General features: G+C 72.3%; 9 protein-coding genes. 1 reads left to right on the forward strand and 8 read right to left on the reverse strand.

Annotated features, from left to right (window positions below; genetic code table 11):
- Nucleotides 1-19: 19 nt before the first annotated feature.
- The 4 genes from ACZ5DC_RS22565 to ACZ5DC_RS22580 form a co-directional block, all read right to left on the reverse strand.
- The gene (locus tag ACZ5DC_RS22565) at nt 20-1,432 is read right to left on the reverse strand and encodes a lysine N(6)-hydroxylase/L-ornithine N(5)-oxygenase family protein (protein ID WP_468655302.1); all 1,413 of its coding nucleotides are present in this window, start codon (nt 1,430-1,432) and stop codon (nt 20-22) included.
- Nucleotides 1,429-2,811 (reverse strand): pyridoxal phosphate-dependent decarboxylase family protein, encoded by a 1,383-nt coding sequence (locus ACZ5DC_RS22570; RefSeq protein WP_468655304.1) that lies wholly within the window; start codon nt 2,809-2,811, stop codon nt 1,429-1,431. Before ACZ5DC_RS22570 ends, ACZ5DC_RS22565 begins: the two co-directional genes overlap by 4 nt.
- 475 nt (nt 2,812-3,286) lie before the next feature.
- Entirely contained in the window at nt 3,287-5,779 is a 2,493-nt protein-coding gene (gene pepN, locus ACZ5DC_RS22575; protein ID WP_468655306.1) for an aminopeptidase N, read from the reverse strand.
- A 127-nt stretch (nt 5,780-5,906) separates the two neighbouring features.
- Nucleotides 5,907-6,257, reverse strand: a complete 351-nt coding sequence (locus ACZ5DC_RS22580; RefSeq protein ID WP_366751377.1) for a chorismate mutase — start codon at nt 6,255-6,257, stop codon at nt 5,907-5,909.
- A 509-nt stretch (nt 6,258-6,766) separates the two neighbouring features.
- On the opposite strand from ACZ5DC_RS22580, the gene ACZ5DC_RS22585 reads away from it, so the two are divergent.
- The gene (locus ACZ5DC_RS22585; RefSeq protein ID WP_468655308.1) at nt 6,767-7,648 is read left to right on the forward strand and encodes a hypothetical protein; all 882 of its coding nucleotides are present in this window, start codon (nt 6,767-6,769) and stop codon (nt 7,646-7,648) included.
- Nucleotides 7,649-7,670: 22 nt separating this feature from the next.
- Here ACZ5DC_RS22585 and ACZ5DC_RS22590 read toward each other — a convergent pair whose 3' ends face one another.
- The 4 genes from ACZ5DC_RS22590 to ACZ5DC_RS22605 form a co-directional block, all read right to left on the reverse strand.
- Nucleotides 7,671-8,414 carry a vWA domain-containing protein gene (locus ACZ5DC_RS22590; protein ID WP_468655310.1) on the reverse strand — a complete coding sequence of 248 codons (744 nt, stop codon included), beginning with the start codon at nt 8,412-8,414 and terminating at the stop codon, nt 7,671-7,673.
- A 163-nt stretch (nt 8,415-8,577) separates the two neighbouring features.
- Nucleotides 8,578-10,041, reverse strand: a complete 1,464-nt coding sequence (locus ACZ5DC_RS22595) for a glutamate synthase subunit beta (protein WP_468655312.1) — start codon at nt 10,039-10,041, stop codon at nt 8,578-8,580.
- Nucleotides 10,034-14,632, reverse strand: coding sequence for a glutamate synthase large subunit (gltB, locus tag ACZ5DC_RS22600; RefSeq protein ID WP_468655314.1), 4,599 nt, complete (start codon nt 14,630-14,632; stop codon nt 10,034-10,036). The genes ACZ5DC_RS22595 and gltB overlap by 8 nt, the downstream gene beginning before the upstream one ends.
- A gap of 479 nt (nt 14,633-15,111) precedes the next feature.
- Complete coding sequence (locus ACZ5DC_RS22605) at nt 15,112-15,843, reverse strand: VIT1/CCC1 transporter family protein (protein WP_468655316.1); 732 nt, start codon at nt 15,841-15,843, stop codon at nt 15,112-15,114.
- Between the last annotated feature and the right edge of the window lie 165 nt (nt 15,844-16,008).

Genomic DNA, 16,008 nt, shown 5'->3' on the forward strand with positions numbered 1-16,008 from the left:
CACCCTTCCGGGGCGGCGCTCACCTGCCCTCGACGAGCGGGGTGAGCCGCTGCGGTTGCCTGCCCTGCGGTACCCGGGCCGCCGGCTCCTGAAGTCCGAAGGAGGTGAAGGCGGTCCGGGCCGGCAGCGGGTACGGCTCCTTCCCGGTGAGCGCGTTGAGGATGGTGGCGCTGCGCCAGGCGGTGAGGCCGAGGTCGGGGGCGCCGACGCCGTGGGTGTGCAGTTCGGCGTTCTGGACGTAGACCGAGCCGGTGACCGAGGGGTCGAGCACGAGGCGGTACTCCTCGTCGACGCGCGGGCGTTCGCCGCTGTCGCGGCGGATGTAGGGGTCGAGTCCGGCGAGGATGCGGTCGAGGGGACGTTCTCGGTAGCCGGTGGCGAGGACGACGGCGTCGGTGGTGAGCCGGGAGCGGCTGTCCTGCTGGACGTGCTCCAGGTGCAGCTCGATCTTGCTGGTGGCGATCCGGCCGGCGGTGCGGACGCGGACGCCGGGGGTGAGGACGGCGTCGGGCCAGCCGCCGTGCAGGGTGCGCCGGTACAGCTCGTCGTGGATGGCGGCGAGGGTTCCGGCGTCGATGCCCTTGTACAGCTGCCACTGGGCGGCGACCAGCCGGTCGCGGACGGGCTCGGCGAGGGCGTGGAAGTAGCGCGTGTAGTCGGGTGTGAAGTGTTCCAGGCCGAGCTTGGAGTACTCCATGGGCGCGAACGCCTCGGTACGGCCGATCCAGTGCAGTTTCTCCTGGCCGGCCGGGCGGTGCCGGAGCAGGTCCAGGAAGACCTCGGCGCCGGACTGCCCGGAGCCGACGACGGTGACGTGTCCGGCGGCGAGGATGCCGTCGCGGTGTTCGAGGTAGTGGGCGGCGTGGACGACGGGCACGCCGGGCGCGTCCACCAGGGGTTTGAGTGGGTCGGGCACGTAGGGGGCGGTGCCGATGCCGAGGACGACGTTGCGGGCGTAGGTGCGGCCGAGGGCCTCGGCCTCCCCGTCGGCGCCGAGCTGGGTGAAGTCGACTTCGAAGACGTCCTGTTCGGGGTTCCAGCGGACGCCGTCGACCTGGTGGCGGAAGCGCAGTCCGGGCAGGTGCCCGGCGACCCAGCGGCCGTAGGCGTCGTACTCGGCGCGCTGGATGTGGAGGTGCTCGGAGAAGTAGAAGGGGAAGAGCCGTTCGCGGGTCTTGAGGTAGTTGAGGAAGCTCCAGGGGCTGGTGGGGTCGGCGAGGGTCACCAGGTCGGCGAGGAACGGGACTTGCACGGTGGCGCCGTCGACGAGCAGGCCGGGGTGCCAGTCGAAGTCGGGGCGCTGTTCGTAGAAGACGGCGTCGAGTTCGGCGAGCGGCTGGGCGAGCGCGGCGAGGGAGAGGTTGCTGGGGCCGATGCCGACGCCGACCAGGTCGCGTGGGGAGGTGGGTTCGGGGTGTGGGGGGTGGGTCATCGGGGGAGGCTTCTTTCGGCGATTTCGACGAGTTTGAGCAGGTGGGTGAGGTCGTCCGGCCGGGTGTGGGGGTTGAGGACGGTGGCCTTGAGCCAGAGCCGGCCGTCGAGCCGGGCGCGGCCGAGGACGGCCCGGCCCTCGTGGAGGAGGCGTCGGCGTACGGCGGCCACGGTGTCGTCGTCGGTCTCGGCGGGCCGGAAGAGGACGGTGCTGATGGCGGGGCGGTCGTAGAGGTCGAAGCCGGGGTGTTCGCGGATCAGTGCGGCGAACTCGCGGGCCCGGGCGCAGACCTGGTCGGCCAGGGCGCCGAGTCCGCTGCGGCCCAGTGCCTTCAGGGTGACGGCGATCTTCAGGATGTCGGGGCGGCGGCTGGTGCGCGGTGAGCGGCCGAGCAGGTCGGGGAGTCCGGCGTCGGTGTCGTCGTCGGCGTTGAGGTAGTCGGCGCGCTGGTGGAGTGCGGTGAGTTCGTGGGGGCGGGCGACGGCGAGGAGTCCGGCGGCGATGGGCTGCCAGCCGAGTTTGTGCAGGTCGAGGGTGACGGTGTGGGCGGCTTCGAGTCCGGCGAGTCTGTCGCGGTGCCGGTCGCTGAAGAGCAGGCCGCCGCCGTAGGCCGCGTCGATGTGCAGCCGGGCGCCGTGGGCGGTGCACAGGCCGGCGATCTCGGGCAGCGGGTCGATGAGGCCGGCGTCGGTGGTGCCGGCGGTGGCGGCGACGAGCAGGGGGCCGGGGAGCGCGGTGAGGGTCTGGTGGAGGGCGGCCGGGTCGAGGGTGCCGCCCGGTGCGGGGATGACGACCGGGTCGGGCAGGCCGAGCAGCCAGGCGGCGCGGGGCAGCGAGTGGTGGGCGTTCGTGCCGCACACGAGGCGTACGCCGCCGTGTGCTTCGCGGGCGAGCAGCAGGGCGAGCTGGTTGGACTCGGTGCCGCCGGTGGTGACGAGGGCGTCGGCGAGCCCGGCGGTGCGGGCGAGGGTGCGGGTGACGACGGCTTCGAGGGCGGAGGCGGCCGGGGCCTGGTCCCAGGAGTCCAGGGAGGGGTTGAGGGCGCTGGCGGCGAGGTCGGCGGCGGCGGCCACGGCGAGCGGCGGGCAGTGCAGGTGGGCCGCGCACAGCGGGTCGGCGGGGTCGGCGGAGCCCGCGGCGAGCGCGTGCACGAGGGTGCGCAGGGCGTCCGGGTCGCCGGTGTCGGGCAGGACGTCGCCGAGGGCGTCGGCGACGCGGGTGGCGACGGCGTCGGGTCCGCCGGGGGGCAGCGGTCCGCCGCGTTCGTCGTGGCCGGCGGCGAGGGCGTCGAGCACGGTGTCGAGGAGGGGCCGCAGGGCGTCGGGGCCGGTGGGGCCGGAGGCGAGGGGCGGCAGGCTCGTGGGCTCTCCTGCGCTCATGGGCTCTCCTCCGGGCAGGGGGACGTCCGGCGGGCGTCCAGGGCCCGGGGCTTCCGGCGTGTGGGTGGAGTTCCAGCTTGTACCGGAAGGGGGCCTTGTGTCCCGGAAGCCGGGCGAACGGAACCCGAAAGTGTGTACTGCCGTACCCCTGCGAGGGGTTGGGGGCCGGTTTCCCCCGGTCCGCGCCCGGTGGCCGGCGGCGTGTGCGGTGGCCCTCGCGGGCCGCCGCACGGGAACAGCCCCTCACCCCCGAAGGACAGCGCCATGAAGGCGCCGCGCACCAGCCGACCGCGCCACGTCGGCCGGCTGGGGCAGCCGGTCGTGCCGGCCGCCACGAACGCGGTGCCGTCCGCGCGGGCTTCGCCGGTCCCCGGCCGTGCGTGCCGGAGGGGGCGGCGGCCGGTCCGCCGCGTCGTCGGCGGGGACCGGCCGGTCCCGGGTCACAGGGGCGGTGCCGGCCCGGGCCGGCCGGCTGCTACTCCGCCCGGTCCGCGCCGCGCACCTTCAGGGCGCGGGACAGGTCGTCCAGACGGTCGGCGAGGGTGCGGCGCAGGGCCGGGATGAGGTCGGCGTCGCGCAGGCAGGCCTCGCCGAGGCGGACGTTCTCCGCGTCGACGGCGTGGGCCGGGAAGCACCAGCGGCCGGCGGCGACGGCGATGGCGGGGCCGCGGCGGGCGGCGACGGCGACCGCGTCCGTGTAGAAGCGCGGTACGTACTCCCGTACCAGTTCGGCCTGTTCGGGCTGCCAGAAGCCCTGGGCGGTGGCCGTGAAGAGGTAGTTGGACAGGTCGTCGCCGGCGAACATCGCCTCCCAGGCGGCGCGTTTGGCCTCCGGGTCGGGCAGGGCGGCGCGGCAGCGGGCGGCGCCTTCCTGGCCGGTGGCGCTCGGGTCGCGGGCCAGCTCGGTGGCGAGGGCGTCCTCGTCGGTGGCGCCGAGGACGGCGAGCCGGGCGAGGATGCGCCAGCGCAGTTCGGGGTCGAGTTCGGGTCCGCCGGGGACCGTGCCGTCGGCGAGCCAGGCGGCGATGGTCTCCGGGTGGGCGGCGACGTCGATCAGGTGCCGGACGGCGATCAGCCGCAGGCCGGGGTGGTCGCCGTCCTCGGTGCGCCGCAGCAGGTCGCGGCAGAGCGAGGTGAGGGTGGCCAGGGCGGCCGGGCGGTCCTGGGGTGTCAGGTACTGGTCGGCGAGCTGGCCGGCGGCGAAGGCGAGGACGCCCTCGGCGACGGCCAGGTCGGTCTCGCGGGGCAGGTGGGCGCGGGCCGTCTCCAGGTAGGCGGCGGGCGCGAGTTCGCCGTCGCGGACGGCGTCCCTGAGGGCGTTCCAGACGACCGCGCGGGTGAGCGGGTCGGGCAGGCCGGACAGGCTGGTGCGCAGGGTGTCGAAGGAGGCGGTGTCGAAGCGGATCTTGGCGTAGGTGAGGTCGCCGTCGTTGAGCAGGACGAGGGCGGGGCGCTTGCCGATGGGCTGCGGCGTGCTCTGCGGGACGTCGAGGGCGATGCGCTCGCGCAGCAGCAGCCGGCCCTGCTCGGCGACGTCGTGGTCGTACAGGCCGGCGCTGAGTCGGTGCGGGCGGCTGCCGGCGCGGTCGGCGGTCAGCGCGCAGGTGCCGCCGGTGGGGGCGATCCGCGGGGTGAGGGTGTCGACGCCGGTGGTGCGCAGCCAGCTGTCGGCCCAGGCGTGCACGTCGCGGTCGGTGGCGGAGGCGAGGGAGTCGATGAAGTCGGCGAGGGTGGCGTTGCCGAACTTGTGCCGGGCGAAGTGGGTGTTGATGCCGGCGAGGAAGTCCTTCTCGCCGAGCCAGGCGGCCAGCTGGCGCAGCGCGGAGGCGCCCTTGGCGTAGGAGATGCCGTCGAAGTTGAGCAGGGCGGAGGCCGTGTCGTCGACGTTCTCGGGGGCGACCGGGTGGGTGGTGGGCCGCTGGTCGGCGTCGTAGCCCCAGGACTTGCGGGTGACGCCGAACTCGGTCCAGGGGTCGGTGAAGCGGGTGGCCTCGGCGGTGGTCTGGTAGCCCATGTACTCGGCGAAGGACTCGTTCAGCCAGATGTCGTCCCACCACTTGAGGGTGACGAGGTCGCCGAACCACATGTGGGCCATCTCGTGGGCGATGACCATGGCGCGGGTCTGCCGCTCGGTGTCGGTGACGGCGGAGCGGTAGACGAATTCGTCGCGGAAGGTGACCAGGCCCGGGTTCTCCATGGCGCCCGCGTTGAACTCGGGGACGAACGCCTGGTCGTAGGAGTCGAAGGGGTAGGGCTCCTCGAACTTCTCGTGGTAGCGGTCGAAGCACGCGCGCGTGATGTCGAGGATCTCGTCGGCGTCGGTGTCGAGGTGGGGCGCGAGGGAGCGGCGGCAGTGGATGCCGAAGGGCAGTCCGCGGTGTTCGGTGCGCACGGAGTGCCAGGGGCCGGCGGCGACGGCGACGAGGTAGGTGGAGATCATGGGGGTGGGCGCGGCCTGCCAGAGGCCGTCGCCGCGGTGTTCGGTGACGCCGTTGGCGAGGACGCTCCAGCCTTCGGGTGCCTTGACGGAGACCTCGAAGACGGCCTTCAGGTCGGGCTGGTCGAAAACGGCGAAGATGCGCTGGACGTCGTCCAGGAACATCTGGGTGTAGACGTAGGTCTCGCCGTCGCTGGGGTCGGTGAAGCGGTGCATGCCCTCGCCGGTGCGGGAGTAGCGCATGACCGCGTCGACGCGCAGCTCGTGCTCGCCGGCGGTGAGGTTCTTCAGCGGCAGCCGGTCCTCGCTCAGGGACTCGGGGTCGAGGGGCTGTCCGTCGAGCGTGACGCCGCGCAGCTCGGCGGGCTTCAGCTCGACGAACGTGTCCCCGTCGGACCGCGCCGTGAAGCGGATCGCGGTACGCGATGCGAAGGTCTCGTCACCGGTCGTGAGATCGAGTTCGACGGTGTACCGGTGGACGTCGAGGAACTGTGCTCGGAGCTGCGCTTCGTCGCGCGTGAGTACGGACATGCAGGCCATGCTGCCTGATGGGGCCGACAGCGCACAGGGGCGGATCGGTACACGGCTTTTGTCCCCTGCGCGCCCTCGTGGTCACTCACCCGGCCGGACCCCTGCGGTGTCCCGGCCGGGGCCCTGTTCAGTCCTCGTGCGCCGGCTGTCCGTTGTGGGTGTCCTCGGCGATGCGTTCGTGGTGCCGGATCACCTCGGCGATGATGAAGTTCAGGAACTTCTCGGCGAAGGCCGGGTCGAGTTTGGCGTTCTCGGCGAGGCGGCGCAGCCGTTCGATCTGCCGGGCCTCGCGGGCCGGGTCGGCGGGCGGCAGCTGGTGCAGCGCCTTGAGCCGGCCGACCTGCTGGGTGCACTTGAAGCGCTCGGCGAGCATGTGGACGACGGCCGCGTCGATGTTGTCGATGCTGTCGCGCAGCCGCTCCAGTTCCTGGCGGACCTGGGGGTCGCCGGCACCGGTGCCGGTGTTGCTGGTGGTCATGGGGGTTCACCCTATGCGTTCCGGGGGCAGGGCCCTATGGGGTGTCCGGAGAGTGGATCACCGGCGGCCCTGGGGCGTTGCCGGGCGGTGGGCCCGCAGCGGTCGCTGGACGTGCCCGGGCCGGTGCCGCGGAGGGCGCGGAGGAGGTCTGGCTGCCGGATCCGGACGGCGGCGCACCGTCCGGACCGGGCCCGCGGCGGGAGCCGGTGTGGCGGCACCGAGCGCGCCGCTTCCGCCTGCCGGCGGGGGTACGGCCGCCGGGCTGGGCCCTTCCCTGCCGCTGTCCCGGTGTCCGGCCACCCGCCGGGACGCTTCGGGCGTGCTGCCCGGCTGACGGCCACTGGCGGAGGCCCCTTCCCGGCTGCCGTCCGTGCGCCGAACGCCCACCGGGCCGCTCCCGCCTGCCGTCCGGGTGGCGACCGTACGGCGGCCGTCCGACGACGTGCTTCCCGTGCTGCCGTCCCGCCCTACAGTGGTAGGGAGTTCCGGCGGCTTCTGGGGGTGCCGACGTGGCGAACGGCGGTCCGGTCCAGCACGGCTACCCGCACCTGGAGACGGTGCGGGCCGCCGTCACGGCGCTGTACCGGCGCCTGTCCCGCGACACCATCGAGACGTTCTCGGCCAGCGTGGCCCCGGCCGACGTGGCCTTCTGCGACACCGACGACCTGCATCTGGGCGCGCAGCGCGTGGCCCGGGAGATGGTGCGGCACTTCCGGCTGCCGGACGCGCGGCTGATCGTCGGCTTCCGGGAGATGACCCACGCGGCGAACGTCGAACTCGCGGCGGGTCCCGAGTACTTCGTGGAGCTGAACGACCGGTTCCGCACCCATCGCAGGGACATCGGTGCCGCGCTCGCCCACGAGGTGGCGCACGTCTACCTGCACCGTCTGGGTCTCGCCTTCCCCGGCACGGCGGAGAACGAGATCCTCACGGACACGACGACGACCTATCTGGGCGCGGGCTGGCTGCTGCTGGACGCCTACCGGGAGGACGGGGTCTCGTCACAGAAACTCGGCTACCTCACCCCGGAGGAGTTCGGTTACGTCCTGGCCAAGCGGGCCCTGCTGTTCCAGGAGGACCCCTCGGTGTGGTTCACCAGCCCGCAGGCCTACACCGCCTACGTCAAGGGGATGGCCCGGGCCCGCCAGGACGGGCAGCAGCCGCCGCTGACCGGGGCCGGGTGGGCGGGCCGCCGCCGCTACGCCCACGACCGCCGGCACGCCTCCGGCGCCCCGCCGGCCGCCCCGTACGCCTTCGCCTCCGACAGCGGCGGCCGGCTCGGGGTGACCTTCCCGTGCCCGACCTGCCACCAGCGGATCAGGGTGCCGGTGCGGGGGCGGGTACGGGCGCGGTGCGGGTTGTGCCGGTCGGTGCTGGAGTGCGACACGTAGCCTCGCCGAGCCGTCCCGGGCGCTAGAAGGCGGGCGCGTGGCGGTCCGGCGGTACGACGCCCGCCGCGCGGGCGGCCGCGAGCCACCTGGGGAACTCGCCGACGAGACGGTCGTACAGTTCGGCGTCGGAGACCCGGCTCGGCTCCGGGCCGGCGTGGAAGAAGCCGGCGTTGTCCACGATCCGTTTGCCGGGCACGGGGAGTTCGTCCAGCTTGCGCAGGAAGTCGAACTGCCGGCTGTCCGGGTCTCCGAAGCCGACGAACTGCCAGAACAGCGGGAGCCGCGCGGCCTTGCAGAGGTAGCGTTCGGCGGCGGGCTTGCTGATCGGGCCGCCGTCGGTCTGGAAGACGACGAGGGCGGGGGCGGTGGCGCCGCTGTCCAGGTAGTGGTCGATGACGGCGTCCATCGCCAGGTGGTAGCTGGTCCTGCCCATGTGGCCGAGGCCGGCCACGATCCGCTCGATCCGGCCCTGGTGTCCGGCGAGGGTGATGTCGGTGACCGCGTCGATGTCCGTGGAGAAGAGCACGACGGGCACGCGGCCGTCGTCGTCCAGGTGCGCGGACAGCCCCAGCACCCGGTCGGCGAGCGCCTGCACGCTGCCGTCCTGGTAGTACGGCCGCATCGAGCCGGAGTGGTCGAGGACGAGGTAGACGGCGGCCCGCAGCCCGTCCAGGCCGTGCTTGCGCAGCGACACCCCCGCCGACCGGTAGGCGCCGGCCAGCGCGGGCGCGGTCTCCTCCACCTTGCGCAGGCTGATCGCGGCCATGATCCCCCCTTGGCTGTTCCGGCGCCCGAGCGTACCCGTACGGCGTACATGCGACGACGCCTGCCCAGTCGTCCGGTCGGGGACAGGCGGGCAGGCGCCGTTCATGTTCCGTACGCCTTTGTACGGGACGTCTGTGCGGGACCTGGGGTCCGTTGTGCGCGCGTCAGACCGCCAGGGCGCGGTCCGTCGGGCGGATCGGGGCCGGCAGGTCGCTGGCTCCGGTCAGGAAGCGGTCGACTCCGCGGGCGGCCGAGCGGCCCTCCGCGATCGCCCACACGATGAGGGACTGGCCGCGGCCGGCGTCACCGGCGACGAACACACCCGGCACGTTGGTCTGGAAGTCGGCGTCGCGGGCGATGTTACCGCGTTCGTCGAGGTCCAGGCCGAACTGCTCCACCAGGCCGTTGTCCCGGTCGGTGCCGGTGAAGCCCATGGCGAGGGTCACCAGCTGGGCCGGGATCTTGCGCTCGGTGCCCGGCTTGGGGGTGAGCCTGCCGTCGATGAACTCCACCTCGGTGAGGTGCAGCCACTGCACGTTGCCGTCCTCGTCGCCCTCGAAGTGGGTGGTGGAGACGGAGTAGACCCGCTCGCCGCCCTCCTCGTGGGCGCTGGTGACCTTGTAGAGCATCGGGAAGGTCGGCCAGGGCTGGTTCGTCGGGTGCCGCTCGTCGCTCGGGCGGGGCATGATCTCCAGCTGGGTGACGGAGGCCGCGCCCTGCCGGTGGGCGGTGCCCACGCAGTCCGCGCCGGTGTCGCCGCCGCCGATGACGACGACGTGCTTGCCCTCGGCCGAGACCGGCGGGGTGACGTAGTCGCCCTCCTGGACCTTGTTGGCCAGCGGCAGGTACTCCATGGCCTGGTAGACGCCCTTGAGCTCGCGGCCGGGCACCGGCAGGTCGCGGGCGGTCGTGGCGCCGACGGCCAGGACGACCGCGTCGTACCGCTTCTTCAGGTCGCGGGCGTTGATGTCGCGGCCGATCTCCACGCCGGTGCGGAAGCGGGTGCCCTCCGCGCGCATCTGCTCGATGCGGCGGTTGATGTGCCGCTTCTCCATCTTGAACTCGGGGATGCCGTACCGCAGGAGGCCTCCGACGCGGTCCGCGCGCTCGTAGACGGCGACCGTGTGGCCGGCCCGGGTCAGCTGCTGGGCGGCGGCGAGACCCGCCGGGCCGGAGCCGATGACCGCGACCGTCTTGCCGGACAGGCGCTCGGGGATCTGCGGGGCGACGTCCCCGGTCTCCCACGCCTTGTCGATGATCGAGACCTCGACGTTCTTGATGGTGACCGGCGGCTGGTTGATGCCCAGCACGCACGCCGACTCGCAGGGGGCCGGGCAGAGGCGGCCGGTGAACTCCGGGAAGTTGTTGGTCGCGTGCAGCCGCTCCTGGGCGGCGGCCCAGTCCTCGCGGTAGGCGTAGTCGTTCCACTCGGGGATCAGGTTCCCCAGCGGACAGCCGTTGTGGCAGAACGGGATGCCGCAGTCCATGCACCGGCTGGCCTGCTTGCTGATGATCGGCAGCAGCGAGCCGGGGACGTAGACCTCGTTCCAGTCCTTCTTGCGCTCTTCGACGGGACGGGTCTTGGCGACCTCACGGCCGTGGTTCAGGAAGCCCTTCGGGTCAGCCATTGATCGCCGCCTCCATCATCTTCTCGGTGATCTCGGTCTCGGTGAGACCGGCTCGCTCGGCGGCGTCCTTGGCGGCGAGCACTGCCTTGTACGTGCTGGGGATGATCTTGCTGAACCGCTCCACGGCCGTGTCCCAGTCGGCGAGCAGCTTCTCGGCGACCGTCGAGCCGGTCTCCTCGGCGTGGCGGCGCACCACCTCGTGCAGCCACTGCTTGTCGGTGTCGTCCAGCGCCTCGACGGAGCCGGCGTTGCCGGCGTTGACGTTGTCGCGGTCGAGGTCGACGACGTAGGCGACGCCGCCGGACATGCCCGCCGCGAAGTTGCGGCCGGTCGGGCCGAGGACGACCGCGTGACCGCCGGTCATGTACTCGCAGCCGTGGTCGCCCACGCCCTCCGAGACGACCAGCGCGCCGGAGTTGCGGACGCAGAACCGCTCACCGCTACGGCCGCGCAGGAACAGCTCGCCGCCGGTGGCGCCGTAGGCGATGGTGTTGCCCGCGATGGTCGAGTACTCGGCGAGGTGGTCGGCGGCCCGGTCCGGGCGGACGATGATCCGGCCGCCGGAGAGGCCCTTGCCGACGTAGTCGTTGGCGTCGCCCTCCAGGCGGAGCGTGACACCGCGCGGCAGGAAGGCGCCGAAGGACTGGCCGGCCGAGCCGGTGAAGGTGATGTCGATGGTGTCGTCGGGCAGGCCCGCGCCGCCGAACTTCTTCGTCACCTCGTGGCCGAGCATGGTGCCGACCGTGCGGTTGATGTTGCGGATGGCGACCTGGGCGCGCACCGGCTGTGCCTCGGTGGCGTCCGACGCGCCGAGCGCGTCGGCGGCGAGCTTGATCAGCTCGTTGTCCAGGGCCTTCTCCAGGCCGTGGTCCTGGGCGACCAGCCGGTGGCGGACCGCGCCCTCGGGCAGGTCCGGCACGTGGAACAGCGGCTCCAGGTCCAGGCCCTGCGCCTTCCAGTGGTCGACCGCGCGCTCGACGTCCAGCACCTCGGCGTGGCCGACGGCCTCCTCGATCGAGCGGAAGCCCAGCTCGGCGAGGAGCTCGCGGACCTCCTCCGCGATGAACTGGAAGAAGTTCACCACGTACTCGGCCTTGCCGGCGAAGCGGTCGCGCAGCGTCGGGTTCTGGGTGGCGATGCCGACCGGGCAGGTGTCCAGGTGGCACACGCGCATCATCACGCAGCCGGAGACGACGAGCGGCGCGGTCGCGAAACCGAACTCCTCGGCGCCGAGCAGCGCGGCGATGACCACGTCGCGGCCGGTCTTCAGCTGGCCGTCGGTCTGCACGACGATGCGGTCGCGCAGGCCGTTGAGCAGCAGGGTCTGCTGGGTCTCGGCGAGGCCGAGCTCCCAGGGGCCGCCCGCGTGCTTCAGGGAGGTCAGCGGGGAGGCGCCCGTGCCGCCGTCGTGACCGGAGATGAGCACGACGTCCGCGTGCGCCTTGGACACACCGGCCGCGACCGTGCCGACGCCGACCTCGGAGACCAGCTTCACGTGGATCCGCGCCTGCGGGTTCGCGTTCTTCAGGTCGTGGATCAGCTGGGCCAGGTCCTCGATGGAGTAGATGTCGTGGTGCGGCGGCGGGGAGATCAGGCCGACGCCCGGCGTGGAGTGCCGGGTCCTGGCGACCCACGGGTACACCTTGTGGCCGGGCAGCTGGCCGCCCTCGCCGGGCTTGGCGCCCTGGGCCATCTTGATCTGGATGTCGTCCGCGTTGACCAGGTACTCGGAGGTCACGCCGAAGCGGCCGGAGGCGACCTGCTTGATCGCCGAGCGGCGCGCCGGGTCGTACAGGCGCTCCGGGTCCTCGCCGCCCTCACCGGTGTTGGACTTGCCGCCCAGCTGGTTCATGGCGATGGCGAGGGTCTCGTGCGCCTCCTTGGAGATGGAGCCGTACGACATCGCGCCCGTCGAGAACCGCTTGACGATCTCGCTCGCCGGCTCGACCTCGTCGAGGGGGATCGGCTGCCGGCCGGACTTGAAGCCGAACAGGCCGCGCAGCGTCATCAGGCGCTCGGACTGCTCGTTCACCCGACCGGTGTACTTCTTGAAGATGTCGTACCGGCCGGTGCGGGTGGAGTGCTGCAGGCGGAAGACCGTCTCGGGGTCGAACAGGTGCGGCTCGCCCTCGCGGCGCCACTGGTACTCGCCGCCGATCTCCAGCGCGCGGTGCGCCGGGGCGATGCCGGAGGCCGGGTAGGCCTTGGCGTGGCGGGCGGCGACCTCCTGGGCGATGACGTCGATGCCGACGCCGCCGATCTTGGTGGCGGTGCCGTTGAAGTACTCCTCCACGAAGGTCTCGTCCAGGCCGACGGCCTCGAAGACCTGGGCGCCGCGGTAGGAGGCGACGGTGGAGATGCCCATCTTGGACATGACCTTCAGGACGCCCTTGCCCAGGGCGTAGATCAGGTTGCGGATGGCCTTCTCGGGCTCGATGCCGTTGATGAAGGTGCCCGCGCGCAGCAGGTCCTCCACCGACTCCATCGCCAGGTACGGGTTGACGGCGGCGGCGCCGTAGCCGATGAGCAGGGCGACGTGGTGGACCTCGCGGACGTCGCCGGCCTCGACCAGCAGGCCCACCTGGGTGCGCTGCTTGGTGCGGATGAGGTGGTGGTGGACGGCCGCGGTGAGCAGCAGCGACGGGATCGGCGCGTGCTCGGCGTCGGAGTGCCGGTCGGACAGGACGATCAGACGGGCGCCGTTCCCGATGGCCGCGTCGGCCTCGGCGCAGATCTCCTCGATGCGGGCGGCGAGGGCCTCACCGCCGCCGGAGACCCGGTACAGGCCGGACAGCGTGGCGGCCTTGAAGCCGGGCATGTCGCCGTCGGCGTTGATGTGGATGAGCTTGGCCAGCTCGTCGTTGTCGATGACCGGGAAGGGCAGCACGACGGACCGGCAGGAGGCGGCGGTCGGCTCCAGCAGGTTGCCCTGCGGGCCCAGCGACGAGCGCAGGGAGGTGACCAGCTCCTCGCGGATCGCGTCCAGCGGCGGGTTGGTGACCTGCGCGAACAGCTGGGTGAAGTAGTCGAAGAGCAGCCGCGGGCGCTCGGACAGGGCCGCGATCGGCGAGTCCGTGCCCATGGAGCCGATCGGCTCGGCGCCGGTGCGGGCCATCGGGGCGAGGATGACGCGCAGCTCCTCCTCGGTGTAGCCGAAGGTCTGCTGGCGGCGGGTGACCGAGGCGTGGGTGTGGACGATGTGCTCGCGCTCGGGCAGGTCGCCCAGCTCGATCTCGCCGGCCTCCAGCCACTCGGTGTACGGCTTCTCCGCGGCGAGGGACGCCTTGATCTCGTCGTCCTCGATGATGCGGTGCTCGGCGGTGTCGACGAGGAACATCCTGCCGGGCTGGAGGCGGCCCTTGCGGACGACCCTGGCCGGGTCGATGTCGAGGACGCCGACCTCGGAGCCGAGGACGACGAGGCCGTCGTCGGTGACCCAGTAGCGGCCGGGGCGCAGGCCGTTGCGGTCGAGCACGGCGCCGACCTGGGTGCCGTCGGTGAAGGTGACGCAGGCGGGGCCGTCCCAGGGCTCCATGAGCGTGGAGTGGAACTGGTAGAAGGCGCGCCGGGCCGGGTCCATGGAGGCGTGGTTCTCCCACGCCTCCGGGATCATCATCAGCACGGAGTGCGGCAGCGAACGGCCGCCGAGGTGCAGCAGCTCCAGGACCTCGTCGAAGGAGGCGGAGTCGGAGGCGTCCGGGGTACAGACGGGGAAGATCCGCTCGATGTTCTTCTCGTCGGAACCGAACAGGTCGGAGACGAGCTGGGACTCGCGGGCGCGCATCCAGTTGCGGTTGCCCTTGACGGTGTTGATCTCACCGTTGTGCGCGACGAAGCGGTACGGGTGCGCGAGCGGCCACGACGGGAAGGTGTTCGTGGAGAACCGGGAGTGCACGAGCGCGATCGCGGAGGCGAAGCGGCGGTCGGACAGGTCCGGGAAGAAGGGCTCCAGCTGGCCGGTGGTCAGCATGCCCTTGTAGACGATCGTCCGGGCGGACAGGGACGGGAAGTAGACCCCGGCCTCGCGTTCGGCGCGCTTGCGCAGCACGAACGCCTTGCGGTCCAGCGCGATGCCCTCGCTGGCGCCCGCGGTGACGAAGACCTGCCGGAAGACCGGCATGGTGGAGCGGGCGGTGGCGCCCAGCAGCTCGGGGGCGACCGGGACCTCGCGCCAGCCGAGGACGGTCAGTCCCTCGTCGGCGGCGATCGTCTCGATGTGTGAGACGGCGTCCTCGGTCCCGTCCTCCGGCAGGAAGGCGATGCCTACGGCATAGGAGCCGGCCGCGGGAAGGTCGAAACCGGTCACTTCGCGGAGGAAGGCGTCCGGCACCTGCGAGAGGATGCCCGCGCCGTCGCCGGAGTCGGGCTCGGAACCGGTGGCACCACGGTGCTCCAGGTTGCGCAGGACGGTGAGGGCCTGCTCGACCAGGGTGTGGGACGCCTCGCCGGTGAGGGTGGCGACGAAACCGACGCCGCACGCGTCGTGTTCGTTGCGGGGGTCGTACATACCCTGCGCAGCAGGGCGAGCATCCATGAACGACCAGTTCTGGCCATTCGCGGAATGCTGGGACGGCTGGCGCGGCGTACGCATCGGCTCTCCCGTCGTCGTCATGTGGCATGTGGCAGGTGCCGAGGGACGACGTTGGCCCTCTGCGTGAGATCTGCGATGAGATCAAAATTTCGTGCAGGTTACATGATGGAGCGGTTCTCGGGAACCGGAAACACCGTTCCAGCATGCGGACGCCGCAGTCGCGAGCCGGGTGCCGCTCGGACGCGGCGGGTGCCGTGCGGGGGCGGCGCGGCGCCGTGCCGGGACGGCGGTGCCGTGCGGTGGCGGCGGGGGCCGCGCGGAGGCGGCCGACGGCTTACGGGGGGACCGTTGCGGACGCGATCGGTCGGATCGGCGTCCGGCGGTCCGGAGGGGGTCCGGGGAGGGCGTCGTCGCCCGCCCCGCGGGGGTGCGGCAGGCGTCATTGCCCACAGCGCTTACGGCTCATGCCCGGTGGTCACGCGCTCGAAACCAGCGAGTAACGGGTAGTTATGCGGCCCATCGCATAGGTACCGGTCGAGCTATCCTACGGCCGTTCCGAACAGAGTGCCCAGGACGTACGTCACACCGGCCGCCGCGCCACCGAGCGCGAGCTGCCGCAGGCCGCTGAACCACCAGCTGCGCGCGGTCACCTTGGCCACGACGGCACCGCACCCGAAGAGACCGGCGAGGGCCAGCAGGACGGCGGGCCACAGCGCGGTCGCGCCGAGCAGGTACGGCAGGAGGGGCAGCAGGGCGCCGAGCGCGAACGAGCCGAAGGACGAGACGGCGGCGACCAGCGGCGAGGGCAGGTCCCCGGGGTCGATGCCCAGTTCCTCGCGGGCGTGGATCTCCAGGGCCTGCTCGGGGTCCGCGGAGAGCTGCCGGGCGACCTGCCGGGCCAGTCCGGGCTCGACCCCGCGGGCCACGTACAGCGCGGCCAGCTCGTCCTCCTCGTCCTGCGGGTGCCGGCGCAGCTCGCGGCGCTCGACGTCGAGTTCCGCCTCGACGAGTTCCCGCTGGGAGGCGACGGAGGTGTACTCGCCGGCCGCCATGGAGAAGGCGCCGGCCGCGAGCCCCGCGAAACCGGTGATGATGATGGTGTGCTGGCTCACGGATCCGCCGGCCACGCCCGTCATCAGGGCCAGGTTGGAGACGAGACCGTCCATGGCGCCGAAGACGGCGGGGCGCAGCCATCCGCCGTTCACGTCGCGGTGCGTGTGGTTGTCGCGGTGCGCCTCGTGCAGCGCGGCCTCGGTGTCGAGAATGGCCATCCGGGACCCCCAGGGAAGCTAAGCCAAAGCTAACTTTGGACGAGTTCTATATTTCGACAACACAGAACCTACGCTCTTCATTTCCCTAGCGCCAGCAAGGAAAGGCTGGGCTAACCTGCGACTTCTTCCGTGAGCGCTCATATGTGCGATTGCTATCTCAGATGC

The sequence above is a fragment of the Streptomyces sp. NPDC031445 genome (assembly GCF_055581365.1).

Bases quoted from the DNA above. Each gene is read 5' to 3' on its own strand.
- pepN (WP_468655306.1), bottom strand. From the start codon at position 5,779: ATGTCCGTACTCACGCGCGACGAAGCGCAGCTCCGAGCACAGTTCCTC.
- gltB (WP_468655314.1), bottom strand. From the start codon at position 14,632: ATGCGTACGCCGCGCCAGCCGTCCCAGCATTCCGCGAATGGCCAGAAC.
- ACZ5DC_RS22595 (WP_468655312.1), bottom strand. From the start codon at position 10,041: ATGGCTGACCCGAAGGGCTTCCTGAACCACGGCCGTGAGGTCGCCAAG.
- ACZ5DC_RS22590 (WP_468655310.1), bottom strand. From the start codon at position 8,414: ATGGCCGCGATCAGCCTGCGCAAGGTGGAGGAGACCGCGCCCGCGCTG.
- ACZ5DC_RS22565 (WP_468655302.1), bottom strand. From the start codon at position 1,432: ATGACCCACCCCCCACACCCCGAACCCACCTCCCCACGCGACCTGGTC.
- ACZ5DC_RS22570 (WP_468655304.1), bottom strand. From the start codon at position 2,811: ATGAGCGCAGGAGAGCCCACGAGCCTGCCGCCCCTCGCCTCCGGCCCC.
- ACZ5DC_RS22580 (WP_366751377.1), bottom strand. From the start codon at position 6,257: ATGACCACCAGCAACACCGGCACCGGTGCCGGCGACCCCCAGGTCCGC.
- ACZ5DC_RS22605 (WP_468655316.1), bottom strand. From the start codon at position 15,843: ATGGCCATTCTCGACACCGAGGCCGCGCTGCACGAGGCGCACCGCGAC.